Below are 25,164 nucleotides of genomic sequence, written 5' to 3'. Positions count from 1 at the left end.
TGCGCTCAGCTGCCGTGTGGTGATGTGAGGGGTCAACGCAAGATGGGGAGCAAGTGAAAAACATATGAACCTCTGTGAATGAAACCAGTTAAAAAATACCGAGATGACGAGTTGCCAGCTCTGGCGATGCGCGGACTTCTTCGGCACTGCCGCTAAATGCAACTTGGCCAATGTTTAGTACAACCAATTCATCGGCCAATTCTTGAGCCACCCCAAAATTTTGTTCTACCAAAATAATGGATAAGCCTTCTTGCTTGAGTTTGCGGATAGATTCGGTCACTTCATGAACGATCAACGGCGCTAGACCCTCAGAGGGTTCATCTAGCAAAAGCACATCAGGATTACCCATGAGTGCACGGCCAATCACTAACATTTGTTGTTCGCCGCCAGATAAGGTTCCGGCGCGTTGTGTGGCCCGTGATTTGAGTTGAGGAAACATGTCGTAAACACGTGCCAAATTCCAAGGTGCTGACGTGTCGCGTCGCTGTGCAGCCACCTCTAAATTTTCTTGCACACTCAAATTGGCAAATACCCGACGGCCTTGTGGCACCAAACGAATGCCCTGTCGTGCAATGGTTTCTGGTGATAGGTTGTCTGTTCGTTTGCCGCGCAACAAAATCTCGCCGCTGCTGGCAGTTAATAACCCCGACAGGGTGAGCATGGTGGTGGTCTTGCCCGCACCATTGCGACCTAGCAGCGCCAAGAGCTGGCCTTGCTTGAGCGAAAAGGAAATTCCGTGCAGCACATGGCTGCTGCCATAGTGCGCGTGGACGTTGTGTAGAGATAAAAGTTCAGTGGCCAAGGTAGACCTCTCGGGTACGCGGGTGGTTGACCACGGTGTCGCGATCGCCTTCAACAATCAAGCTGCCGTAGTGCAACACTGAAATCTTTTCAGCAAAAGCCAAAGCGACATCCATGTCGTGTTCGATCATCACGATCGTTGTGCTGCGAGGCAAGCCGGCAATTAAGTCACGAACCAAGATACGTTCATCTTGCGATAAACCTGCCAGAGGTTCGTCAAGCAATAGCAACTTGGGTGACTGCGACATGGCAACCCCAATTTCGACGCGCCGTTGTTCGCCATATGACATCTCGCCTACATGTCGGTCTGCACTGTGCGTCAAACCTACGCTTTCAAGCACATGCAATGCCTGTTCATAGACTGGATCATTGCGACGAAGCGGTTGGAACGCATTGAAACGACGCTGACTGATTCCAAGTAATGCCAAGGCTACGTTGTGTAGAACCGTATCTTTGTTGAATAAATTGATGATTTGATAGGTACGACTTAACCCAAAGTGTGGCCGTACATGAACGGGTTGATGGGTCAAATCGTGTCCGAACACCTTGATGCTGCCGCTGTCGGGTTGAAGCTCGCCAGCAATTTGATTGAACAGTGTGGTTTTTCCTGCGCCGTTCGGTCCAATGATGAGACGACGTTCACCAGGTTGCACAGCCAAATTAACACCTTGGGTGACGGCGACACCACCAAAGCTTTTGCGCAATTCAGTCACTTCTAGGGCGAGTGTCATGGTTTGCCTCCAGGTGTTGCTTGACGCCAAAAGCGTGCCGACACCATACCTTTAGGTAGGAACACAACAATGAATAAGAACACAAAGCCCAGCAGCATATTCCAGCGCTCGACGTAGGCAGAGGCGTAATTTTTGAGCATCACCACCAAGATCGCACCCAGTATGGGTCCAATCAATGTGCTGGAGCCGCCGGCAATCACACACAACAAAGCTTCAGCTGAAACAGTGATGGCCATCACGCTTGGGTGTATGTATTTGTGGAAATAGACATACAACAGGCCTGAAACTGCACCTAAGAAGCTGGCAATGACAAACGTAAACCAGCGTATGGACCAAACGTTGTACCCGAGTGCGCTCATCCGACGTGGTTGGTCACGTGTGCCTCTGATGGATGCCCCAAAGGGTGAGTGCACCAGTCGTGCAATAGCGAGCAAACACACGGCAGTGATGCAAAGAGCGAACCAATAAAAATTGGCACTTATGTCAAGGTCAACGCCAAATGGTGATGGGCGTGTGAGTCCGGATAAACCGTTGTCTCCATTGGTTACTGAAACCCATCGATAACCTAAGCCCCACACAATCTGTGACAACGCCAGGGTGAGCATTAAAAATCCTAAGCCAGTGGCACGCAGCGCAATCCAACCAAATATCATGCCCATGACTGTGGTGAGTAACAAGGCTGCTGGTGCAGTCACTGCGTGATCTAAGCCAAATTTCAAGCTCAACCACGCTGAGAAATAAGCAGCCAAACCCAAATAGCTGGCATGTCCAAGAGAGGTCAACCCTGCATAACCCACCAGCAAATTGAGGCTTGAGGCGAAGATCACGGCAATCAAAATTTGACTGCCTAGATTGACAAAGTATTCACCCGCGATGAATGGGAGTATTGCCATGACAGCAAAACCCAAAAGACTGAACCAAATCTTCATGTGGTGACTCTCCCAAATAGTCCTTGAGGTTTGAAAGCAATCACGACGACCATCGGCAAGAACAAAATAACGTAAGCCAAATCAGGCACCAAAGCGATTCCAAAGGTGTAGATAAAGCCAACAATGAAGCTGGCAACAAACGTGCCCAATAAACTTCCGACGCCACCCAAGATCACAACGATCAGCGCGAGTGGCAGCATGTCGGCATCAAGTCCTGGGTAGGCATTGAAAATGGGTCCAGCCAATGTGCCGCCCAAGCCGGCCAATGCCGCGCCCAAACAAAACACAGTGGTGAACAATGCAGAAGCAGGTATGCCAACAGCACGTGCCATGTCCATGTCGTCAACACCGGCTCGAATCATGGCGCCTAGCCTTGTTCGCTCCATCAACAAGTACAACAAAATTGCGGCAATGATGGCTGCAATTAAGATGACCAAACGATAGGTGGGAAAGGTCAGACCCAAAAACTGCAGAGGTGTTTGGAACATCGCTGGAGTCGAAATTGGAATCGGATCGCCTCCCCAAATCATCAAGCAAAAATCTGCGGCAATGAATGACAAGCCTAAAGTTGCCAGAACTTGCCCTTGGGAGTTTCCACTGAGGCGACGCAAGATGAAGCGCTCAATCAGCCCCCCTACGATGGCAATGATGATCATGGAAGCGATAGCGGCCACGATCAAATTGTGGCCGTCACGCACAAGCGTGGCGGCCACATAAGTCCCCAGCATGAACAACGAACCGTGTGTCAGATTGGCGATGCGCATTAGTCCAAAAATCAGCGCAAAACCTGATGACAACATGAACAACAAGCCACCTAAGGCAAGGCTGTTGAGGGTTTGAATGATCCAAATTTGCATGGGGAGTTGGGTCTATCAAGACTCTAAGTTTTTAGCAGGTGGATAGTCGCGTGTGTAAACAGGGCTAGACAGGAATTGCTTCTCGTCATACGTCCAGAATTGACTGACGTTGGGATAGGTTTTGACCACCGAGTTCACCAATCGCCCATCTTTGCGCTCGACTTGTCGTACAAACACATCACCGACCACGTTGCCAAAACTGTCAAAGCGCACAGGACCGCGGGCAGTTTGGATGTTCGTTTTGCGAAGTGCTGCCATCAAGCCATCACGGTCTGTGAATTTGCCTTTAACGGCCGCAATGGCGTTTTCCAAAACAGCACCACTCACATAAGTGCCTGCTGCGTAGTAACCGGGGTCATAGCCAAATGCTTTGCGGAAAGCGGGAGCAAACTTGGCGTTCACTGGGTTGGCCAATTCGGCTGAATACCAGCAAACGGTCTGTATGCCCAGAGCTTCGTCTCCCATGTTGCGCAACACGGATTCATCGAGAGCGGTCATGCCTCCAACAATGGTCATCTTGTTGCGAAGACCGTATTCGTTGAATTGACGCACAAAGCGGAATCCGTTTGAACCCGCAAAACCCAAAAAGATGCCGTCAACATTGGTTTTCAATTGGGCTAAGAAGCTGCCGTAGTCGGGTGCAGTGAGTGGTGGGAAGAGTTTTTGCACAATCTTGCCGCCGTTTTCTTCGAAAACACGCTGAAAGCCCGCATTCATTTCGTGACCGTAAGCGATGTCGTCAGCAATCATGACCATACGCTTGAATTTGAGTGTTTTCGCGCAGTGATCAGCCATCACGTGTGAACACTGTGCAGACGAAGAAGTGGCTCGCACAAACCAAGGGTTAGGTTTGCGCTGGGTCATGTCTTCAGCTGCGGCCACGGACAAAGTAGGAATTTTGTTGGCCTTGATGTAGTCGTCGATCGCTAACGCTTCAAAAGCGGCGAGCGGGCCCATCAATACGTGCACTTTGTTTAGTTCGACCAACTCCTGCACTTTTGCTTTTGCTGTGGCAGGTACGCCGGCCGTATCCGCCACAAACAACTGAACTTTTTGACCAGCCAACATGTTGTTACGCTCGTTTAGATACATCACCAACGCGCGTTCCATGTCGATGCCACCAGAGGCCAAGGGGCCTGTTTTGACTGTCAACAAACCAATGCGCATGGTTTCGCCAGGGGCTTGTGCGTGCGCGAATTGCGGCAAAGTCGTGCTCACTGCCGCAGCAGCGGTACCTTGTAGAAAATGTCGTCTTGTAGTCATGTTGTCTCCTGTGTGTGTATGAACGAAACGCGAGAACCTAGTTTGAGGCCATCCTCATGATGACGGAATTACAGGAATCAGCAAGTAGGAATCATGCTGAGGTCCAAAGTGCAAAGTTGTCTTGCCCGCAAATATCTCTTCTGGACGATCACGTGGGTCATCGTGCAAAAAGGGCCCGCAACCACGCAGTTCATTTTTAAAGTTCGAGAGTTTGAGCCCTGTTTTTTCGGCGTAGATATAGTCTTTGCCCCGCACACTTAGAGCAATGCGGTAACCCGCTGGCACAACGACAGATGTAGGCCAAATTTCGATGTCTAGCTCCACAGGTTCGTGAGGGGCCAAAGGCTGTGGTTTACGGTGCGTGTGGTAAGGCCGGAAAGGCTTGCTGAGCTTGGTGTCAAGTTCACGGTGCGATGCCCGCAACCAACCTTGCGCGACGGGTGTGTGCGGATCAATAGCTCCGGCAAACGTAACTTCTCGCAAATCGGGCGTGAACACCCGGAGAACGACGAAAACGTCGGCATCCGTTGTGTTGGATGAAGCCCAGAGTTTTGCAGCTAATGGGCCAGTGATCTCAGTGTCATGTTCCACGGGCTCTGACATAAATGTCAGACCATTTCCTTGTGCCTCAAACGACGCATCACAGGCTTGCGTGACCTGCGTATTCGATAGCAAATGGCCCACTGGATTCAAGTGCAGACGTTGCCACTGTGTCCGATCTATGGGCCAATTTTTTTCCATGCGTTCTTCGAAGTGGTCGGTATGACGCACTTGCAAGCGGACAGCGGGTTCTTTGTCCCAACCGTTATCCTCGCCTTTAAGAAAGTGTGCGAAAAAACGTTTTTGGATGGCGACCCCATAGTCGGTGTAGAAATGCGTCCAATGTTCGAGGCCATGCATTTCGAGCCATTTTTGTTTTGATGCAGCACGCATGAACGATTCGCTGTTGCCCCTTAAGTGCAGGCCTTGGCCACCCCAGTTGCCTGCGGATAAGAATGGCACGGTGATGCGGTCCCACTGCGCTGAGCGTTCGCGGTGATAGTCATCATCCAGTGGATGCGACAAGATGTCGTCTCCAAAGGAGCAGCGATTGGCTGCTAGAGTTTTGTCGTCCAAGGTTTCGTCACCGCAGACCCATTCACCAGTGGCTTTGCTTTTTGGACCACGCGCCCCTAGACCATACTGAACGGTCTTGACTTGCATGTCATACCAATTAGCCCAGAAGGTCGATAAGATACCGCCATGATGCGTCATGTCGCGATACCAATCTGATGCGCCTTCCCAGATACACATGGCTGCCAAGTGCGGCGGGTTGGTGCTTGCGACCTGCCATTGGTTGATACCAAAGTAAGAGACGCCTGATAAACCGACTTTGCCGTTGCTCCAATTTTGTACGCCTGCCCATTCAATGCAGTCGTGAAAATCTTGTGTCTCGCGCGGTGAGAAGTGATCTACAAATCCTGGGGAGCGTCCGCAGCCACGCGAGTCGACGCGCACGCAAACGTAGCCGTCGGGCACCCATTTTTCAGGATCAACTACTTCCCAGTTTTGAAACAAATTGCTTGAGTTGTGCGGGACATCGGGGTGATCACTCACCATCTTTTGCCAAGCGCTTGGGTAGCCTTCTTGAAAGGCGAGTCCCTTTGCATAAGGGCCATAGCTCAACAAAACAGGGTGCTTGCCCGCACCCAATGGGCGAAACACATCCGCACGCAGAACTAATCCATCATTCATTTGAATGGGAACGTCCCAGTCAATTTGCATGCCTTGACGAACTTCGCTGCGTGAATGTGTTGGCTGTGTCATAAATTATTTGCCAATGGCAGCATTCACGCGTGGCATGACTTCATTTGCGAAAAGCTCCATCGAGCGTTTGCCGAGCGCAGGATCGACCCAATCGTGAAGTGCGTAAATTAAATTACCAAAGTCACCCACGTGTTCGCGGAATGCCAAAATTTGATCAACCACAGAATTCACAGTTCCAGCAAGTACCAAGCGGTTGGTGACGTACTCAGGTGTGAGTTCGCTGTCGGGCATGTTTTGATCAGTTTTGAACAAGTTGCTGCGACCGCCGCCGGTGACCAGCTTACGAACCAGTTGTTTGAAATAGAAGTGATAGGGGCCGCCTTCTTCCAAGCCGTAACGCTTGGCGGTGGCTTCGTCATCCGCTACAAAAATGCTTTTGGCGACACGCCACTCTGAGGGGTGTGCTACGGCGCCGACCGCCTCGCGACCTTCCACATACTTGGGCCAGTGTGTTTTGACCCATTCAGGCATCAAGAAGTTGGCCGAGATGGGCCCCCAACCGCGCTTAGCCATTTCTGTGACGCCTTGAGAGAACGGCGCAACTGCTGTGCCTACGATAGGTGGGTATGGCTTTTGGTAGGGCTTCATGATGAAGCCCTGGCCGATTTCAGGAATCATGGTTTTATCGACTGATATGTTCCAGAACTGGCCCTCAATGTTGTACGGCGGCTCTGAGTCCCAAATTTTTAAGATGGTGTTGATGCTCTCCACAAACATCGCATTTCGATCTTTGCCAAGGTTGCCAAATACTTCCACATCAGACATCAAGCCACCTGGACTGATGCCCATGATGAAGCGCCCTTTGAGTAGGTGGTCCAACATGGCGGCTTGCGCTGCGACGGCTGCTGGGTGAGCGTTTGGCAAGTTGATGGTGCCTGTCCCCAGTTTGATATTTTTAGTTTCTGAGGCCAAAGATGCCAAGAACATCATGCTGGAGGTGACGGTTTCAGCTGCGTCTGTGACGTGCTCGCCAACATAAGCTTCACTAAAACCTAAGCGATCTGCCAAGATGATGGCTTCACGGTCTTCTTGCAAAGACTCCGTCACATTACGACCTGGTGGATGCAATGGCATCATGAAGGTGCTGTATTTCATGGTCATACGAGTTCCTATTTAAACTAAAAATTTCAATGAATTAAGCTGGATGGAGTTCGGGGCTCGCGCTTTGCGCGTAGCGACCTTGCACATAAAGCAAAGCGGTTTGGTCTTGATGCTGATAGGCCTCGACTTCGCCCAAATACAGAATGTGATCCCCCACATCAAGGCGTTGAACGGTGCGGCATTGAAATGTCGCGGCGCAACCTTCTAGTACGGGTAGACCTTCGATGCCGAGGGCGTAGTCCACCCCGTTAAATTTGTCTGGTATGGGGCTGGCAAAACGCTTGGAGTGTTCGATTTGTGAAAGCGATAAGACGTTGATCACAAAGCGGCCGCACTCGTCGTAAGCGGGCAAATTAGGAGATGTTTTTTGCAAACTCCACAGCACGATGGCTGGCTCTAGCGAGACAGAGCTGAAGGAATTTGCGGTGACGCCAATCAAGCGGTGATCTGACGCTTTTGTGGTGACGATCGTGACGCCGGTTCCGAAAGAGCCAAGTGCTTTTCGAAGATCTAAACGATCAAATGGATGTTTGGTGTTCATGTGATCACTTTATTGTGATCACATGATCTAGAGCAATTAGAGTTTTCCCTTGGTTGTCACGCCAGCGCGACTTTTGGAAACTGTCGTTATCCCTAATAAGCTGGGCATCACAACCCGCGCGCCTGCGATGAAATGTTCAATCGTCATGCGGATGAGATCTTCAAGATCATCTTCAATGGGGACATCAAAAATCCATTGGCGTTGACCAAAATAAAACACCCGAGCATTGATGCTCCACACCAATTCAATTTCATTGCTTTTGAGTGGAATTTTGTCAATGGTTGGCAGCCCAAATTCATGACGTAGCTCAATGGCGATGGGCACCAAAATGCGTTCGCGCAAAATATCTAAATACCTGCGGTTGATGTCTTCACCGCGAAGTCCGGAAAACATAAAAATTCGGACCCAGTCGCGGGTCAGGGCCGCTTTTGCATATTCGATGTAATGCCTCGTCAGACGCTCTTGCAGCGGAATACTGCGGTCACGCACCACACTTTCCCAAAATGGGTTCCATCTGCCTAGATAGACCTCTTCATAGACCCGATTGATAAGCGCTTCTTTGTTTGGGAAATATTTGTAGAGCAGCGATTGCGTTACACCCAAGCGCTTGGCAAGTTCGCGTGTATCGCCACCAAAACCGACCTCTGCAAAAAAACGAACAGCTTCTTGCGCAATGTGTTTTTCACGCTCTGCGCCGCTGAGTCTGACGGAGGCTCCAGTTGAAGATTTCTGAGTGGATGATTTCTTAGTGACCATTTAATTTACAAGTTGGGTGCTGCGACGTGGACCAAGCCGCGTGTTTGAACTGATGTCATGATGGCTTCAAGAGCAGCCACGTTAGCTAACATTTCTTGTGTCGTCACGGGGTAAGGCGCGACTTTGCGAATGGCTTTTGCAAAGGCTTCCAAATTGGCCAACACTGTCGGGTGAGGAGATGCAAATCGCGTCACTGGTTCTTGCCCGCGAAGCACAGTGGTAATGTCCCAGCCGGTTGGGTTTTCAGGATGTGTGCGATCTCGAATTTCAATCCAGCCTTTGGAGCCGTAAACAGCGAAGCGTCCTTCAAATGGCGTGGCCAACACAGCGCTGATCATGGCATTTGCGCCATTTGGAAAGCCCATCATGATGCCTAGCGTGTCGCCATTTTCAAAGTCTGAACCTAGTGTTGCTAAGCGGGCCCAAAGTGACTCACAGGGGCCGAGCAAGGCAATGCTTAAATCTACCAAATGAATACCCGTAGCGGTCAATGGACCGACGGGGGCGTATTTGTTGGAGAGTCGCCAGTTGTCTTTGGGGAGTGCGAAGAACTTGTCTTGGCTGAAGTTGGCTTCAATTTGTAAGATTTCACCCAAGGCGCCATCGGCGATGAGTTGGCGCATGGCCATGATTTCAGGCTCAAAACGGCGTTCATGTCCGATACCTAAAACTAAGTGCTTGGATTGGCACTGTGCGACGGCACGTTTGGCATCTGCGAGTGTAAGACACAGTGGCTTTTCGCAAAAAATGTGTAATCCAGCATTGGAAGCAGACACCATTTGATCGGCGTGCTGCTGGTGCGGGGTGCACAAAATGACTGCTTCTAAGCCAGATTTAGCCATCAGGTGTTCAGGCGAATCAAATAGCTCAACCCCCGCAAGAATGGGGTCAGATGGCATGGCAGATCGCACGCTGGCATCGACTTCTGCGACTCCTGAAAGCTCAAGCCAAGAAGAGTTCGCGAGTTGGCGAGCTATGGTTTTCCCCCACCATCCGTAACCAACGAGTCCAATTTTGACGGGGCGTGTGTCGTTTTTTGAATTGGTATTTGCTGTCACAGTCGTGTCTCCATGAAGTTTTACTTATCTATAAACTAGTTTAGCGTATACAACAATTGGAGATCAAATGAGCACCAAGAAATTAGTCAAACCATCCAAAACCAAAACACCTGGTTCTGTTAAAGCAAATTTTGAACGTATAGGTTTTCTGGGTCTTGGCATCATGGGATCAGCAATGGCTGGCAACTTGATGAAAGCTGGCTTTGAAGTTCATGGCTTCGATCCCACGTCCAAAGCGCGGCAGCTCTTCAAAGCTTCGGGTGGGCATGTGAGCAAAGACGCGGCTGACTTGGCGCAGTCGGTAGATGTTGTCATCACATCATTGCCCAGCGCTGGTGCATTGATGGATACCGCCCGTGTCTTAGCGCAAGCAGGACGTAAAGGGTTGTTGGTGATTGAAACCAGCACCTTAGATATCAAAGACAAAGAAGCTGCGCGCGATGTGATGGCCAAGAAAGGCGTGACCTTACTTGACTGCCCTTTGTCAGGTACGGGTGCACAGGCGGCACGAAAAGATTTAACAGTCTATGCCAGCGGACCTGCTCTAGATATTCGTCGACTGGCGTCAGTGTTTGAAGGTTTCTCTAAGGCGCATTTCGATTTGGGTGCATTTGGCAATGGGATGAAGATGAAGTTGATGGCCAATTTGTTGGTTGCTATCCACAATGTATCTACTGCTGAGGCGCTGTTGCTAGGTCAACGATGGGGTATCAAACCGAGTACAGCCGTCAAAGTGCTGAGCGATGGCGCTGGTGGTTCGCGCATGTTGCAGGTGCGTGGCCCCATGATGGAAAACGAAGGTTGGAAAGAAGCCACCATGAAAATCTCGGTGTGGCAAAAAGACATGAAGTTGATTGCGCAAGCTTTGGCAGACGCACAGGTACCAGCACCATTATTTGCCGCAACCATCCCACTTTATAACGCCGCCATGGGGATGGGGCATGAGGCCAATGACACGGCTGCTGTGTTCGATGTGTTGGAGAAAATGTCTTCGATTCCGAAAAAAACTGCGCTGAAGCAAAAAAGCAAGCGTTAGACGCTTAAGGTACTGATCAAATATGGCTCGCATTTTAGTGATTGGTGGCTCCCTGGGCGGTTTGTTTGTTGCGAACATGCTGCACCGCGATGGCCATGATGTTCAGGTTCTTGAAAAAGTAAAAGGCTCCATGAATGGCCGTGGTGCTGGCATCGTCTCGCATGATGTGCTTGTCAATTCGCTCGAACGTGCAGGCCTTGATGTGCAAGCCACGCTAGGGGTTGAAGTGCCGGGGCGTGTGTTGTTAGACCAATCCGGTCAAAGCTTGATTGCGTTTGATATGCCTCAGGTGCTCACATCGTGGAGTCGTTTGTATCAAATTTTGCGAAGTGCCTTGCCATCTGATCGTTATCACCAGGGTACTTTGGTGACACGTGTTGAAGAGCGTGACGCCAGCGTGCATGTGTACTCCGTCAACGATGGCAAAGAATCTACTTGGCAGGCGGACGTGTTGATTGCAAGTGATGGCATTCGTTCCAATGTGAGGCAGCAATTTTTCCCGCAAATTCAACCCAAATACGCAGGCTATATCGCTTGGCGAGGCGTGTGTGATGAATCTTTGTTGTCAAACTTAACGCAGACCACCTTGTTTGATTACTTTGGATTCTGTGTGCCGCCCGACGAACAAATCATTGGCTACCCAGTGGCTGGCTCGGACAACGACACCACACGCGGTCATCGTGCTTATAACTTTGTGTGGTACCGCCCAGCTGCTGAGGGGGACGAGTTGCAAGCTTTGCTAACTGATGCAGACGGCGTCCACTATCCACAAGGGATACCACCACACAAAGTAGCTTGGCGACAGTTGGCCAAAGTCCGTGAAGACGCGCGGCGTTTGCTATCACCTCAGTTTGCTGAGATCCTTGAAAAAACCCCGCAGCCATTTCTTCAGCCAATTTTTGATTTGGCCTCAGACACTGTTTCTGTTGGCCGCATAGCTTTGATGGGTGATGCGGCTTTTGTGGCTCGCCCGCACATTGGCATGGGCGTCGCAAAGGCGGCACAAGATGCGCTTGCCATCGCAGACGCTATTCGCGCGCACGGCGCCAATGCAGAGGCGATTGCAGCCTATGCCAACGTACGTTTCGCTGCAGGACAATCGGCAGTTAACCGAGCACGTTGGTTGGGTAGCTATGTCAAGTCTCCTGATGGACAAACCAAGCCGATGGCGCAGCGTGAACACCAAGCCATTCATGAAACGGCCATTGATTTGGGCCGCTATGGACATCAATCACAATTTAAAGAAAACTCACTATGACCCAAGATCGCTTACCCCTCATTCCCACTTCGCAATGGAGTCCAGCGCAGCGCGAGTGCGCAGATGAAATCATCCGAGGCCCACGTGGAGGTTTGATCGAACCGTTCATTCCATTGCTCCGCAGTCCTGAGTTGTGCACGCACGCACAACGTATGGGTGAATATCTGCGTTACCGCAGCGCTATTGGGATGCGCTTGTCAGAGTTGGCGATTTTGGTCACGGCACGCCATTGGTCGCAGGAGGTGGAGTGGGCGATTCACGCGCCTATTGCAATTCGTGAAGGTATCAGCGAATCCATTGTTGAGACGATTGGTCTCAATCAAAAACCACGATTCACCCAAGCTGATGAGCAGCTTGTGTACGATTTTTCAGTGCAGTCGCTGGTTGATAAACGAATCAATGATGCAACTTGGACGCAGGCCATCACGCATTTGGGTGAACAAGGGGCTGTCGACTTGTTGGGCATCGTGGGTTACTACACGATGCTTTCTGTGCTCATGAATGGTGCGTGCACCCCAGCACCTGCTGGTGCCAAGATGCCGCTTCCACAGCTTTAAGTGCCGTTCAGCGAACGTGAACTTTGAGGGTTGCCAGTCCTTCGACTGAACCCTCCATCACGTCGCCCGCCTTGACGGCATTGACGCCTTCAGGTGTGCCTGTGAATATCAAGTCACCAGCTTCTAGTTGCCAAGCAGCAGATAAATGCTCAATGGTTTCGCTGATATTCCAAATCAACTTCTCGATGCTGCTCTTTTGACGAACATCCCCATTGACGGTGAGTTGGATATTTGAATGTTCAATATTTCCAGCGTGAGCTTTTGGGGTAATCGGCCCCATCGGCGCACTGAAGTCAAAGGCTTTGCCGATGCACCAAGGACGACCTTGCTTCTTCATGTCGTTTTGCAAATCGCGACGCGTCATGTCTAAGCCGACGGCATAGCCATAAACGTGTGACATGGCATCTGCCGCTTTGATGTTTTTGCCGGCTTTGCCGATGGCCACGACGAGTTCAATTTCGTGGTGCAGGTTTGTCGTCAAAGAAGGGTAAGGCATCTCACCAGTTGTTCCTTCTGGAATTACCACCAGTGCGTCAGCTGGCTTCATGAAAAAGAAGGGGGGCTCGCGGCCTGTGAAGCCCATCTCTTTGGCATGGTCTTCATAGTTTCGGCCAACACAATAGATGCGATGGATCGGCATCTGAGTAGATTCACCCCGAATTGGCACAGTGACCGTGGGGCTAGCTGGGAAAAGTAATGTCATATCAACTCCTAGTGATTACTCTGTCAGAAAGCCAGCTGCATGAACACCAGCAGCACAAATGATTTCATCCTCGTCACCCGTTCCGCCGCTAGCGCCAACCGCTCCAAGAATGTGGCCATGACTGTCTTTGATCAACACGGCACCGGGTTGTGGCAAAAATTTACCTTCCGCTGTGGCCGCTAAGGTGATGAAGAAGTTTGGGTTGTCCTTGGCGCGTTCTGCTAACACACGGCTGGAAGCGCCCATACCCACTGCGCCCCATGCTTTGCCGCGTGCGATATCGAATCTGAACATGCTTGCACCGTCTTCACGGCCAAATGCAATCAATTGTCCTGAGGCGTCAAGCACTGCAACGCCCATGGGTTTGTAATTTGCAGCACGCGCAGCTTTGCATGCCTCTTGGATGATGTGGTTGGCTTGGTTAAGTGAAAGATGAGTCAAGGTTTTCTCCAGATAAAAAAGTCATTGATTTCTTCGCGGTTTGATTCCCGCCATGGATCCTAATACCTCTGCAGTTGCAGCAGTGTCTTCGAGTGCTAAACCTTGAGCCATTGCGGCTGTGTAGATATCAGCTGAAACTGTGAATAGCGGGGTGGGGCAATTGACCGTTTTGGCAAGGTCGCCAATGATGGCCATGTCTTTTTGCCAGACCTCCACTTTCATGGTTGCTGGAGCGTATTGGCGTTCCACCATCATGGCCATGCGTGACCGCATGACGCCCGTTCCGAGTATGGGGCTGTTGCCGAAATGTTGAAGCATCTCACGCGGATCCAAGCCCATTTTGCGTGCCAAGGTCACAGACTCGGCGTATGCCACGTTATAAATTGCAACTAAATGATTTGCCGCAAGCTTCATTTTTGTGCCACTTCCAAAGACCCCCAAGTAGGGGGTGTCATCTGTAAATTGGCGCAAGAGTGGCAGAACTTGAAGGTAACTTTTTTTCGGGCCACTAGCAAAAATGGTCCAGGTGCGATCTTTGAGATGAGACACCGTTCCGATGATCGGGCAGTCTAGAGTAACGATGCCAACAGATTTCAGATGTTTGGCACATGACTCTTTGTCTTGAATGGGCAGCGTGCTTGTTTCAATGACAACTTTCCCAACCCCATTGGCTTTGACCAAGTTTTGCGTGATTTCTTGTGTGACTGCTTTCAATGCTTGGGCGCTGGGCAGCGATGTGATGGCAATGTCAACGTGTTGCACAACACGCGCAATGCTTGTGTACGGTTTGCCGCCCAGGTTCTTCAAGCGAGCCCTGGCTTTTGGATCAATGTCATACCCGCAAACATCGAACCCTGATTCCACCAAATACTTCGCCATGGCACCGCCCATGATGCCAAGTCCTATCAGTCCAATTTTCGGCAAGGCGTGCGTGTTCTTCATGGCGGAAGATTTCATTTGGAATTTTTCCCATGCGTCACCGCCCCGACAGCTTGAAACAACTGACGTATGACATCGGCATCCATATGGCGAACGATAAAGACCAACCTTGAATCTTGATCGTCGCTAGGCCATCTGTCCATCTTCACAGGCGTATGAAAAATGTGTTGAACGCCTTGCACCACCACAGGCTCGCCTTCCACATTCACAATGCCCTTCATGCGAAGTAGGTCCGGACCGCGCAACGTGGTTAGCAACTCCAAGGCTGCTGTGAAAGAAGTCCATTCAAAGGGTTGGGTGAATCGCAATGACAAGGTACGCACGGATGCATCGTGTGAAGACGATCTTTGCCCCAAGTAACGCCCACCATGCTCTGTGGTGTCTGAAGCAACCAAGGCTTCGCCTAAAAAACGCAGGGTGTTGTCGCTGGCGCGAGAGCTGGATAACCCTAAATCAATCAGTGCGGACGGCGCAACCTCGCCATTTTGGATGAGCTCGATGGGCGCCTGTGCATTTAGCTCGCGAATCAATCCAGACAAAATTTTGATGTCATCTGAACCCGTCAAATCGGATTTCGTGATGAAGATTTTGTCAGCAATGGCGATTTGTTTGATAGCCTCAGTTTGTTGCTTGATCTGCCCAGAGCCGTTCACGGCATCGACCAGAGTGATTAAACCATCTAAACGGTAATGTGCCGCCAATAAAGTGTCGCTTGCGAGTGTTTGCACCACGGGCGCAGGGTCAGCCAACCCTGTGGTTTCAACAATCACTCGGTCAAAATCAAACACCTCGCCGACGCGACGTTGGGCAAACAAATCGCGCAAAGTTTCTTGTAAATCTGTGCGAACTGAGCAGCAAATGCAACCATTCGCTAACAGGGTGATGTTTTCTGAAGACATGGTGACCAAGTCATGGTCAATCCCGATTTCGCCAACTTCATTGATGACAACTGCCACACGTCGCATTTCAGGATGCAACAACAGTTTGGAAATGAGGGTGGTTTTCCCGCTGCCCAAGAACCCAGTGACCAAAGTCACTGGAATCTTTCCGGCCAACGCATCACGCGACCAAGTCACTGAGCGCTCGTTCAAATGTTCATTTCAAGAATGTACAAACCGCCCGTGAAACGGTCCACGGTGTAGACGATACGCCTGTCGTCTACGTACACATCATTGAGTTGAATTGCACCTGCGGGAGATAGCTTGGGCGCGCCCGGCACGAAATAGGCTATCTCTTGCACTTGGTAAGGATTGCTGGTGTCGTACACACGCACACCTGCATTGAAAAACGAACCAACAATGATGGTGTCAGAACGGAATGAGGTTGGGCCAGGCAAGTTTTCATGCAAGTTATGTGCGCCAAACCGCCCGCCACGTTTGGCGAAGGCTTCAAAAGACGGCGCGGGGAAGGTGCCAATCGGAACGGGATTTCCCTCGTTACGGGCATCCACTACCCACACCAGCTTGGGCCAATCTGCGCCATTGTCTTGCACGCATTCATCACTGACGATCCAGAGCCCACGATCAAACAGTGGCAACACGGTGTGCGTAAAGCCGTTGAATGGTGGGGAATGGTTCCACTGGGATACAACCTTGATGTTGCTCATGTCTGAGATGTCAAGCACCACAGCGCCACCATCGATGTAGCCAACAAAGGCGCGGTCTGGACGCTCTGGAAACACGTTTGTGTTGTGTGTGCGAAAGCCCGTATCGAATTGCTTTGGTAGCCGCGGTGGTGGAGGTGCCTCATCGCCCTCGCGTGTGCCCGGATACCACCAGCGGCCTACTTCCACAGGCTTGGTGGGGTCAGAGATGTCGAGGATGCGGTAGAACTGATCGTCGAGGGGATTGCGGGGTTGAAAGTCTGACGCGCCGGAAGACATGTGAACATATTTACCGTCCACAAACCACACCGCATGCACACCTCGTGAATGCGGGCCTGAGCAGTCGAAGTGTGAAAGCAAACGTGGTGTTTCCGGTTGGCTTACATCAAAGATATCGATGCCCGCGGGTTTGATGCCGACGGTACTGGCTTGGTAAGCCACGACCATGATGTCACCAACAACGTCTAAGGAGTTGGAGCGCAGTTTCATGTGCGGCAACTCGGTTTGCACGATGAGTTTGGGATTGGTGGGGTCTGTCACATCAACACCCGAAAAATTCTTCGGAGCTGACTCGTGCGCTAGCCACAGAATGCGACGACCGTCGGAGGTCATCTGCATTGACATTCCCTCTCCCAAACCACCAAAGCCTGCAAGCTCATGGTGGGCTAGCAATTTCATGTTGTGTGACAAGGTTTGGTCAGCACGCGAAGCAGGTTGTGGCGCATGAAGCATGGGTAAATACTCATCAAAAATTATTTGGAATCTGTAATATAGCAACTTGGAGATCAAATGATCTAACAACATTCCCTAACTATGAAACCAAGGAGACACCTGATGAGTTCTAAATTGTCATTGCGTTGGAAGAAGAGTTTTTATGCTGGCATTGCCGTGCTGGTGAGTTGTGTATCTATGTCATCTTTCGCCCAAAACTTTCCCAACAAGCCCGTCAAGTTGGTCGTGACCTACCCTGCAGGCGGTAGCTCAGATTTGATGGCACGCATCATGGGTCAAAAGCTCAGTGAGCACTGGGGTCAACCTGTCATTATTGAGAGCAAGCCGGGTGCTGCTGGCTCTATTGGTATGGAGTTCACAGCGCGTCAGCCAGCAGATGGTTACACCTTCGTGGTTGGCAACTTAGGACCTGCATCAGTGAATCCATTGATCACCAAGGTTCCATACAACATGGACAAAGACTTTATCCCCGTTGCGTTGACAGCAACTGGGCCAAACATCTTGGCGGTTCCAACGGCGTCGCCTTTCAAAAACTTAAGCGAGCTTTTGACGGCTGCACGTAATAAGCCAGACAGTTTAAATTTTGGTACCAGTGGCCCTGGCAGCATGGCGCACTTGGGTGGTGAGCTGATCATGCGCCAAGCCAATATCAAAATGACGGGGGTACCTTACAAGGGCGGCGGTTTGGCGGTCAATGACTTATTGGCGGGTCAAATTGACATGATGGTGTCAGACGCATTGCCTGTGAGTCAGCACATCAAATCAGGTCGTTTGCGTGCATTGGCCATCACTAGCGCCAAGCGCTCGCCCATGATGCCTGATGTCCCCACTTTTGCAGAAGCTGGTTTGCCCGGCTTGGTCGCTGTGAATTGGTGGGGCGTTTTCTTGCCAGCAGGCACGCCCAAACCCATTGTTGATGCCTACCACAGCGCCTTGGTCAAAATCATGGCCAATCCTGACCTCAAAGATAGATTTACTGGTTTGGGTGTGGAAGCATTGGCCACATCACAAGATGAGTTCAAGGCTTTCTTGGCTTCTGAGAATGCCAAGTACTCCAAGCTCATTGCTGACAACAACATCAAAGCCGAGTGATCGGTTCATTGCTAGTGACCGTGCTCAGTCAATCTCGTTGAGGTGAGCACGGTCAAACTCAGTCAACACGCATGCGAAGTCAATGGCCCATAAGGTGCTTGACGATTACCTGATAATCAGCGCATGCGAATTCGCTTCACCAAAATGCAGGGCGCAGGCAACGACTTCGTGGTCTTGGACGAGACCACCCAGCGTTTGAACCTCACCCCCGCCCACTACCGTTTTCTGGCCGACCGCCACTTTGGCGTGGGCGCAGACCAAATTCTCACCGTGCGTCCCGCGCCGCAGGCTGATGTGGACTTTGAATACGTCATCCACAACGCCGACGGCGGCGAGGTGGAGCAGTGCGGCAATGGCTCGCGCTGCTTTGTGCGCTTTGTGCGCGAACAAGGCCTGACCGATAAAACCACCGTGCGCGTCAAAGTGCATGGCGGCGTCATTACCTTGCAAGAAATGCCTGACGGCCAAGTGACGGTGGACATGGGGGCGCCCGTGTTTGACTTGCCGCAAGTGCCGTTTGCACCCAAATATGCCCAAGCACTCAACGACACCCAATGGCAACTGCAACTTGGCAATGGCGACTCACCCAAAGTGGGCGTGGTGTCGATGGGCAACCCACACGCTGTGCAAGTCGTAGACGATGTGGACACTGCCCCTGTGTTGGAGCAAGGCTCCCTCATTGAACACCACGCCGCATTCCCTAAGCGCGTGAACGCAGGCTTCATGCAAGTGCTGAGCCGCAGCGACGTGCGCTTGCGTGTGTTCGAACGCGGTTCAGGCGAAACGCTGGCGTGCGGCACTGGCGCTTGTGCCGCGGTGGTCACGGGCATTCGCTGGGGCCTGCTTGACCCACGCGTGACTGTACAAACCCATGGCGGGACACTCACCATTGAATGGCAGGGCGGCGACACACCCGTGCACATGACTGGCCCAGCCACCACCGTCTTCCAAGGCGAAATTACGATTCCGGACACCCTATGACCAACGCTGCCATGAACCCCATTACCGAAGACGACATTGCCAATTTTTTGGTGAACACGCCAGATTTTTTCGAGCGGCACGCCGAGCTGTTGTCCGCTGTCAAGCTCAACAGCCCACACAGCCACCGCGCCATTAGCTTGCAAGAGCGTCAAGCCGAAATGATGCGCGAGAAGATTCGCGCCCTCGAGCTGCGCATGATGGACATGATGCGCCACGGGACAGAAAACGAGGTGCTGATCGAGCGCATGCAGCGCTGGGTCAAAACCTTGTTGATGACCAGCAATGCGCGTGATTTGCCACACACCATTGCGGACCACATCCAACATGACTTCATGGTCCCGCAAGTGGCCATCAAGGTATGGGGTGTGCGCGAGGATTTCAAAATTGAGCCTTTCGCGCAAAGTGTGATCGATCCCATCAAAGACTTCGCTGCCTCGTTGACCAAACCTTACGTGGGCATCAACAACAACTTCGACGCCGTGCAGTGGTTGGCAGACCCAGTCGCAGCTCAGTCGGTGGCCTTCATCGCTTTGCGTGCCACCCGCCCCGAGGACACGTCAGTAACCGCGGCTGAGCAGCCGGTGATTGGCTTGTTGGTGTTGGCATCGCCCGACCCACAGCGTTACTACGAGGGCATGGGCACCACCATCATCGAACGCATGGGTGACTTGGCCAGCGCGGCGTTATCTCATCTTCGTTGAAGTCACCTGCGTTAATAAACACGCATTCAAAGCACATGCACTTGGTCGCCCGCTACCTCGACCATGTGCGCTTTGAAAAGCGCTTGGCCGAGCGCACTGTAACGCTCTACACGCTAGACCTTGAAAAACTCACCGACTACGCAGCCGAAGCCAATGTGGCGCTTGAGGCTGTGCAAAGTATGCACATTCGCCGCTGGGTCTCGCACATGCACAGCGGTGGTCGCAGCGGGCGCGGCATTGCACTCATCCTCTCAGGCTGGCGCGGGTTTTACGTGTGGCTGGGCCGTCAGGGCTTGGTCACCAGCAACCCCGTGCAAGACGTGCGCGCGCCCAAAGCGCCCAAGCCCTTGCCCAAAGCCTTGAGTGTGGACGATGCTGTGCAACTAGCCGAGTACCAAGCTGCCTCAGACACCGCCGACCCGTGGCTAGAGTGCCGCGACTCAGCCCTGGTGGAGCTGCTGTACGGCTGCGGCCTGCGTGTGGGCGAGCTGGTGGGCCTGGACGTGCAAGCAGGCGCACAAGCCAAAGGCTGGATTGACTTTGAAGGTGGCGAAGCCCATGTGCTGGGCAAAGGCAGCAAACGCCGCAGCGTGCCCGTGGGTCGCAAAGCGCTAGAGGCCATGCAAGCATGGGTGGCAATGCGCCAGCAAGGCCTCACGCCCGCTACCGCCGAACAAACCGCCATGTTCATTGGCCGCAATGGCACACGCCTGACTGCGCAAGCCGTGTGGCAGCGCTTGCGTCAGCGCAGCTTGAAAGCGGGCCTGTCTACGCCTGTGCACCCGCACATGCTGCGCCATTCGTTTGCCAGCCATCTCTTGCAGTCCAGCCAAGATTTGCGCGGCGTGCAAGAGCTGCTGGGCCACGCCAACATCACCACCACGCAGGTGTACACGCGGCTGGACTTTCAACATTTGGCGCAGGCGTATGACTCTGCGCATCCACGGGCTAGGAAGAAGTAACGCTTCTTTGATGTTGCTCCGGCCCAAGTCAGGGGTGGGACAGGCGCATCGGCTCATGCGTCGCTGCGCGCCAAAATCGCCTCAACGCCTACCCCGCCCCTGACTTGGACCTTGTTTGCTAGCCAATACTTCGTTACCAAACACTCGTAGCCATGTCGTGCACCGGAGCCCGATGCGGCGATTTTGGCGCGCAGCGACGCATGAGCCGCAGCGGGCTCCGGTACGCGACGTGGCGAAGCGAAATAAACAGCCACGCAAGACGTAAACCCCCAACGACTCAAACGACAATTGAGTCAATGAAAACAATCAAGCTAAGAGAAGGCAAAGAGCGTTCTGCCTTGCGCCGCCATCCGTGGATTTTTGACGGTGCCATTGCCAAAGGCAGCGGCGACGCGGGTGAAACCGTGCGCGTGGAATCGAGCGACGGCCAGTTTTTGGGCTGGGCATCGTGCAGCCCCGAATCGAAAATTCGCGCGCGTATTTGGAGTTTTGACGAAGGCCAGCGCATTGATGCCTCGTTCTTCAAAGCTTCCATCGCTCGCGCCATTGCCGCGCGTAGCCGTTTTGACATCCAAAGCAACGGCGTGCGTTTGATTCACGGCGAGTCCGATGGTTTGCCTGGCCTGATCGTCGACCGTTATGACGACATCTTGGTGGCGTCGTTTTTGTCGTGCGGCACTGAGCGTTGGAAAAACGTGATTGCGGACGAGTTGCTGGCGCAAACAGGCTTGACCAAACTCTACGAACGCTCAGACTCCAACGTGCGCAAGCTCGAGGGCTTGCCTGAAGTCACAGGCTGGTTGCGCGGTGAGGGCGCTACGGGGGTGGTGCTGCGCGAGCACGATTGGCAGCTGTCGCTGGATGTGGCCGAGGGGCACAAGACTGGTTTTTATTTGGACCAACGCGACAGCCGCAAGAAGTTTTCCGATTACGCCAAGCGCTTGCAGTTTCAGCGCGTGCTCAATTGCTATTGCTACACCGGCGGCTTTACTGTGGCGGCGTTGGCGGGCGGTGCGGCGCATGTGACGTCGATCGACTCATCTGGCCCCGCGATTGAGCTGGCCAAAGCCAACGTGGCGCTGAACGGCTTTGATGCCGCACGCACCACCATGATGGATGCGGATGTGAATGCCTCGTTGCGACAGTTCATTCAAGAAGGCCGAACCTTTGATGCCATCGTGCTGGACCCGCCTAAGTTTGCGCCAACGGCCGCTCATGCCGACCGCGCGGCGCGCGCCTACAAAGACATCAACCGCTTGGCGTTCAAGCTGCTAGAGCCGGGTGGCGTGCTGTTTACCTACAGCTGCTCGGGTGGTATCAGCGCTGATTTGTTCCACAAAATCATCGCATCGGCAGGTATTGATGCGCCGTGCGATGGCTACATCAGCGAGCGCATGCAAGGCGCGCCTGACCATCCGATGACCTTGACCTTTCCCGAGGGCGAATACCTCAAGGGTTTGGTGGTGGTCAAAGCGGCAGAGCTGGTTGAAAAAACCAACTCAGCCACAATATCGGGTTAATTCAGTTACTTCTCACAAGGCTCTCTCATGTTGATCCCTGCCACCATCCTGACCGGCTTTTTGGGCTCGGGCAAAACCACCTTGCTCAAGCGCGTGCTGACCGAGGCCCACGGCCAAAAGATTGCCATCATCGAAAACGAGTTTGGCGAAGAAAACATCGACAACGAAATTTTGGTGTCTGACACCAACGAGCAAATCATTCAGATGAACAACGGCTGCGTGTGCTGCTCGATCCGCGAAGACTTGCGCACCACGCTGCAGTTGTTGGCCGCCAAAAAGCGCAAAGGCCTTTTGGACTTTGACCGTGTGGTGATCGAAACCACCGGTTTGGCTGACCCCGGTCCTGTGGCGCAAACCTTTTTCATGGACGACGAGATTGCCGAGAGCTTTTTGCTCGACTCCATCTTGACCTTGGTCGATGCCAAACACGCCGCCCAGCAGCTGAACGACCGCCAAGAAGCGCGCCGCCAAGTGGGCTTTGCAGACCAGATCTTCATCAGCAAAGCCGACCTCGTGACGCCCGCTGAGTTAGATGCTTTGCAGCACCGCCTGAAGCACATGAACCCACGCGCCCCACAGAAAGTGGTGCACTTTGGCGAAGTGGCCTTGAGCGAAGTGTTTGATCTGCGCGGCTTTAACTTGAACGCCAAGCTCGACATCGACCCAGACTTTTTGGCCGATGACGACCATCACCACCACGATGGTGAGCATTGCGACCATCCTTCACACCAGCATGGCCACGGGCACGACGACCACGCCCATCACGACCACGGCCATGAACACGGCGAGCACTGCGACCACCCCTCACATGCGCATGACCACGGCCCCGGTCACCATCACCACCACGATGACGACGTGAAGAGCTTTGTCTACAAGTCCAAGCGCCAGTTCGATCCCGCCAAGCTGGAAGATTTTCTGGGCGCCATCGTCAACATTTACGGCCCCAAGATGCTGCGCTACAAAGGTGTCTTGAACATGAAGGGCACTGAGAAGAAGGTGATCTTCCAAGGTGTGCACCAGTTGATGGGCAGTGATTTGGGCCCTGATTGGGCTGAAGGCGAAGAGCGCATCAGCAAGATGGTGTTCATTGGGATTGACTTGCCCAAGGACATCTTGATCCAGGGTCTTGATCAGTCCTTGGTTTGATGAATTTTGTTAGATTTCGCTAAATTAATGAAACCTTGGGGATTGTGGCTACAATCCCGCGCGCCAGACCCTGCCAGCACACCCGTGCTGTCTGAGGCCGCTAGGAGACCCACAGTGAACGCTAAATCCAAGAAAACCGCTACTAAAAAGCCTGTTCCCGCTAAAAAAGCGTCTAAAACAGTTGCATCGCCCAAAGCGGTAGCGAAGAAGATCGTGAAAAAACCTGTGGTGGTGAAGACCCCTGCAAAGTCTGCCAAGCCAGCGTCTAAGCCTTTGGCTAAAAAAGCTGCGCCAGCCAAAATGGCTGCTAAGAAGGCGATTGCCAAGGCCGCATCTGTTAAGAAAGCGGCTGCACCTAAAGCTGCAGTCAAAAAGGTAGTCGCCAATAAGACCGCAGCACCGGCTAAAAAAACAGTGTCGACCAAAGCACCCGCCAAAGTAGTCAAAGCGCCTGTCAAGTTGGTGAAGGCTCCCGCAAAGGCTGTCAAGACACCCGCCAAGACAGTCAAAGTTGCTGTGAAAGCGGCAGCCAAGCCTGTTGCTAAAAAAGCAGCGACCAAGCCAGCATCCAAGGTTGCTGCCAAGCCAGCAAAGGCTGCGCCAAAAGCCGCTGTCAAACCAGCAGCCAAGGTTGCACCTGTTAAGAAGGCACCCGCTGCTAAACCAACACCCGTCAAAGCCGCTAAGCCCGTTGTGGTCAAAGCTGCTGCGGTCAAGGCTGCCAAGCCCGCCAAAGAAACCAAGGCCAAAGTGGTGGCTGCGCCTGCACCCTTCGTGCATGTCACCCCCATCATTCCTGGCTACACCCCTGTGGTGCACAAGAAAAACTCCAGAGCTGCCAAGATGGCGGCTTTGGTCCCACCCCCGCCAGCTCAAGTGGTTGCGTCCAACGCAGCCAAGAACAGCTTTATGCCCATGACGGCACCCTCCGCTCCAACCATTGTTCCTGTGATACCTAAAAAAGACGCCAAGCTCGCCAATAACTGGAAAACCAAAACGGTTGACCAAATGACCGATGCTGAAATCATCGCCATGCCCGACGCCGAGTACATGAATGACATGCAAATGGCATTTTTCCGACTCAAGCTCGTACAGCTGAAAAACGAAGTGCTCAGCAATGCCAGCGAAACCACCGAACATCTGCGTGAAGACACCGTGGTGGTGCCCGATCCAGCCGATCGCGCCACCATTGAAGAGGAGCACGCCCTGGAATTGCGCACACGTGACCGTGAACGCAAGTTGCTCAAGAAAATTGAGCAGTCCATCCACCGCATCGACAGTGGTGACTATGGCTACTGTGACGAAACTGGTGAAGCCATCGGCGTGGGCCGATTGTTGGCCCGCCCAACGGCCAGTTTGTCACTCGAAGCACAAGAACGTCGCGAAATTAAGCAGCGCATGTTCGGAGATTGATGGCCAAAACGCCAAAAATCTTCAAAAAGCAGACCTCTCGGTCTGCTTTTTTTATGTCTTTTTCTCTTCACAAGCCACTTTTAGTGCCTTATCTAAGTGCTTCATTTATAACGATTTTTAGCTTGTGGCGCGCATGTTAAAATCGCTGTAAGTTGTTGATTTCATTGAAAAAATTACCAATTCGGGTGTTCTGAACAGGTTTTCCTGCTACAGTGCAAATAAGTGCAATTAAGTGGT

At 52.4% G+C, this 25,164-nt stretch carries 26 protein-coding genes; 10 read left to right on the top strand and 16 right to left on the bottom strand.

The window, feature by feature from the left end; translation table 11 throughout:
- Positions 1-88: 88 nt before the first annotated feature.
- Genes RMR24_RS10140 through RMR24_RS10095 form a run of 10 tightly spaced genes read right to left on the bottom strand, consistent with a single transcriptional unit; the run spans position 89 to position 9,843 of the window.
- Positions 89-802: an ABC transporter ATP-binding protein gene (locus tag RMR24_RS10140; protein WP_310614964.1), complete on the bottom strand. Its 714-nt coding sequence runs from the start codon at positions 800-802 to the stop codon at positions 89-91.
- Positions 792-1,532 (bottom strand): ABC transporter ATP-binding protein, encoded by a 741-nt coding sequence (locus tag RMR24_RS10135; protein WP_310614963.1) that lies wholly within the window; start codon positions 1,530-1,532, stop codon positions 792-794. The genes RMR24_RS10140 and RMR24_RS10135 overlap by 11 nt, the downstream gene beginning before the upstream one ends.
- Positions 1,529-2,425 carry a branched-chain amino acid ABC transporter permease gene (locus RMR24_RS10130; RefSeq protein ID WP_310614962.1) on the bottom strand — a complete coding sequence of 299 codons (897 nt, stop codon included), beginning with the start codon at positions 2,423-2,425 and terminating at the stop codon, positions 1,529-1,531. Before RMR24_RS10130 ends, RMR24_RS10135 begins: the two co-directional genes overlap by 4 nt.
- Positions 2,426-2,457: 32 nt before the next feature.
- Positions 2,458-3,318 carry a branched-chain amino acid ABC transporter permease gene (locus RMR24_RS10125; RefSeq protein ID WP_310614961.1) on the bottom strand — a complete coding sequence of 287 codons (861 nt, stop codon included), beginning with the start codon at positions 3,316-3,318 and terminating at the stop codon, positions 2,458-2,460.
- Between the two features lie 15 nt (positions 3,319-3,333).
- Positions 3,334-4,581 carry an ABC transporter substrate-binding protein gene (locus RMR24_RS10120; protein ID WP_310614960.1) on the bottom strand — a complete coding sequence of 416 codons (1,248 nt, stop codon included), beginning with the start codon at positions 4,579-4,581 and terminating at the stop codon, positions 3,334-3,336.
- Positions 4,582-4,635: 54 nt separating this feature from the next.
- Positions 4,636-6,387: a CocE/NonD family hydrolase gene (locus RMR24_RS10115; protein ID WP_310614959.1), complete on the bottom strand. Its 1,752-nt coding sequence runs from the start codon at positions 6,385-6,387 to the stop codon at positions 4,636-4,638.
- A 3-nt stretch (positions 6,388-6,390) separates the two neighbouring features.
- Positions 6,391-7,488 (bottom strand): LLM class flavin-dependent oxidoreductase, encoded by a 1,098-nt coding sequence (locus RMR24_RS10110; RefSeq protein ID WP_310614958.1) that lies wholly within the window; start codon positions 7,486-7,488, stop codon positions 6,391-6,393.
- A 34-nt stretch (positions 7,489-7,522) separates the two neighbouring features.
- Positions 7,523-8,029: a flavin reductase family protein gene (locus tag RMR24_RS10105; RefSeq protein ID WP_310614957.1), complete on the bottom strand. Its 507-nt coding sequence runs from the start codon at positions 8,027-8,029 to the stop codon at positions 7,523-7,525.
- A 36-nt stretch (positions 8,030-8,065) separates the two neighbouring features.
- The gene (locus tag RMR24_RS10100) at positions 8,066-8,785 is read right to left on the bottom strand and encodes a TetR/AcrR family transcriptional regulator (RefSeq protein WP_310614956.1); all 720 of its coding nucleotides are present in this window, start codon (positions 8,783-8,785) and stop codon (positions 8,066-8,068) included.
- Positions 8,786-8,790: 5 nt separating this feature from the next.
- Entirely contained in the window at positions 8,791-9,843 is a 1,053-nt protein-coding gene (locus RMR24_RS10095; RefSeq protein WP_310614955.1) for a Gfo/Idh/MocA family oxidoreductase, read from the bottom strand.
- Between the two features lie 67 nt (positions 9,844-9,910).
- On the opposite strand from RMR24_RS10095, the gene RMR24_RS10090 reads away from it, so the two are divergent.
- From RMR24_RS10090 to RMR24_RS10080, 3 genes are read left to right on the top strand one after another with little or no spacing between them, the layout of a single operon-like run.
- Entirely contained in the window at positions 9,911-10,879 is a 969-nt protein-coding gene (locus RMR24_RS10090) for an NAD(P)-dependent oxidoreductase (protein ID WP_310614954.1), read from the top strand.
- 22 nt (positions 10,880-10,901) lie between these two features.
- Positions 10,902-12,137 (top strand): FAD-dependent monooxygenase, encoded by a 1,236-nt coding sequence (locus RMR24_RS10085; protein WP_310614953.1) that lies wholly within the window; start codon positions 10,902-10,904, stop codon positions 12,135-12,137.
- The gene (locus RMR24_RS10080; RefSeq protein ID WP_310614952.1) at positions 12,134-12,694 is read left to right on the top strand and encodes a carboxymuconolactone decarboxylase family protein; all 561 of its coding nucleotides are present in this window, start codon (positions 12,134-12,136) and stop codon (positions 12,692-12,694) included. Before RMR24_RS10085 ends, RMR24_RS10080 begins: the two co-directional genes overlap by 4 nt.
- Before the next feature lie 7 nt (positions 12,695-12,701).
- On the opposite strand, the gene RMR24_RS10075 is transcribed toward RMR24_RS10080, so the two are convergent.
- Genes RMR24_RS10075 through RMR24_RS10055 form a run of 5 tightly spaced genes read right to left on the bottom strand, consistent with a single transcriptional unit; the run spans position 12,702 to position 16,998 of the window.
- Positions 12,702-13,397, bottom strand: coding sequence for a fumarylacetoacetate hydrolase family protein (locus RMR24_RS10075; protein WP_310614951.1), 696 nt, complete (start codon positions 13,395-13,397; stop codon positions 12,702-12,704).
- A gap of 15 nt (positions 13,398-13,412) precedes the next feature.
- On the bottom strand, positions 13,413-13,838 hold the full coding sequence (locus RMR24_RS10070) for a heme-binding protein (RefSeq protein WP_310614950.1): 426 nt from the start codon (positions 13,836-13,838) through the stop codon (positions 13,413-13,415).
- 21 nt (positions 13,839-13,859) lie between these two features.
- Positions 13,860-14,795 (bottom strand): NAD(P)-dependent oxidoreductase, encoded by a 936-nt coding sequence (locus RMR24_RS10065; RefSeq protein ID WP_310614949.1) that lies wholly within the window; start codon positions 14,793-14,795, stop codon positions 13,860-13,862.
- Complete coding sequence (locus RMR24_RS10060; protein ID WP_310614948.1) at positions 14,792-15,868, bottom strand: GTP-binding protein; 1,077 nt, start codon at positions 15,866-15,868, stop codon at positions 14,792-14,794. The genes RMR24_RS10065 and RMR24_RS10060 overlap by 4 nt, the downstream gene beginning before the upstream one ends.
- Positions 15,865-16,998, bottom strand: coding sequence for a hypothetical protein (locus tag RMR24_RS10055; protein ID WP_310614947.1), 1,134 nt, complete (start codon positions 16,996-16,998; stop codon positions 15,865-15,867). Before RMR24_RS10055 ends, RMR24_RS10060 begins: the two co-directional genes overlap by 4 nt.
- A 216-nt stretch (positions 16,999-17,214) precedes the next feature.
- On the opposite strand from RMR24_RS10055, the gene RMR24_RS10050 reads away from it, so the two are divergent.
- From RMR24_RS10050 to RMR24_RS10035, 4 genes are all read left to right on the top strand, one after another.
- A complete protein-coding gene (locus RMR24_RS10050) occupies positions 17,215-18,204 on the top strand; it encodes a tripartite tricarboxylate transporter substrate binding protein (RefSeq protein WP_310614946.1) in 990 nt (329 codons plus the stop codon).
- A 123-nt stretch (positions 18,205-18,327) separates the two neighbouring features.
- Positions 18,328-19,185 (top strand): diaminopimelate epimerase, encoded by an 858-nt coding sequence (dapF, locus tag RMR24_RS10045; protein WP_310614945.1) that lies wholly within the window; start codon positions 18,328-18,330, stop codon positions 19,183-19,185.
- The gene (locus RMR24_RS10040) at positions 19,182-19,886 is read left to right on the top strand and encodes a DUF484 family protein (protein WP_310614944.1); all 705 of its coding nucleotides are present in this window, start codon (positions 19,182-19,184) and stop codon (positions 19,884-19,886) included. The genes dapF and RMR24_RS10040 overlap by 4 nt, the downstream gene beginning before the upstream one ends.
- A 35-nt stretch (positions 19,887-19,921) precedes the next feature.
- Entirely contained in the window at positions 19,922-20,848 is a 927-nt protein-coding gene (locus RMR24_RS10035) for a tyrosine recombinase XerC (protein WP_310614943.1), read from the top strand.
- A 53-nt stretch (positions 20,849-20,901) separates the two neighbouring features.
- Here RMR24_RS10035 and RMR24_RS10030 read toward each other — a convergent pair whose 3' ends face one another.
- The gene (locus RMR24_RS10030) at positions 20,902-21,102 is read right to left on the bottom strand and encodes a hypothetical protein (RefSeq protein WP_310614942.1); all 201 of its coding nucleotides are present in this window, start codon (positions 21,100-21,102) and stop codon (positions 20,902-20,904) included.
- A gap of 42 nt (positions 21,103-21,144) precedes the next feature.
- Between RMR24_RS10030 and RMR24_RS10025 the strand changes: the two genes are divergently transcribed.
- From RMR24_RS10025 to dksA, 3 genes are all read left to right on the top strand, one after another.
- The gene (locus RMR24_RS10025) at positions 21,145-22,368 is read left to right on the top strand and encodes a class I SAM-dependent methyltransferase (protein WP_310614941.1); all 1,224 of its coding nucleotides are present in this window, start codon (positions 21,145-21,147) and stop codon (positions 22,366-22,368) included.
- A gap of 27 nt (positions 22,369-22,395) precedes the next feature.
- Complete coding sequence (locus RMR24_RS10020; RefSeq protein ID WP_310614940.1) at positions 22,396-23,514, top strand: GTP-binding protein; 1,119 nt, start codon at positions 22,396-22,398, stop codon at positions 23,512-23,514.
- A 114-nt stretch (positions 23,515-23,628) separates the two neighbouring features.
- Positions 23,629-24,927 carry an RNA polymerase-binding protein DksA gene (gene dksA / locus RMR24_RS10015; protein WP_310614939.1) on the top strand — a complete coding sequence of 433 codons (1,299 nt, stop codon included), beginning with the start codon at positions 23,629-23,631 and terminating at the stop codon, positions 24,925-24,927.
- Positions 24,928-25,164 lie beyond the last annotated feature (237 nt).

This window comes from Limnohabitans sp., from assembly GCF_031539105.1.
GTDB lineage: Bacteria > Pseudomonadota > Gammaproteobacteria > Burkholderiales > Burkholderiaceae_C > Limnohabitans.
Note: the sequence above shows the minus strand (reverse complement) of the source record. Positions and strands in the feature narration are given on the sequence as shown.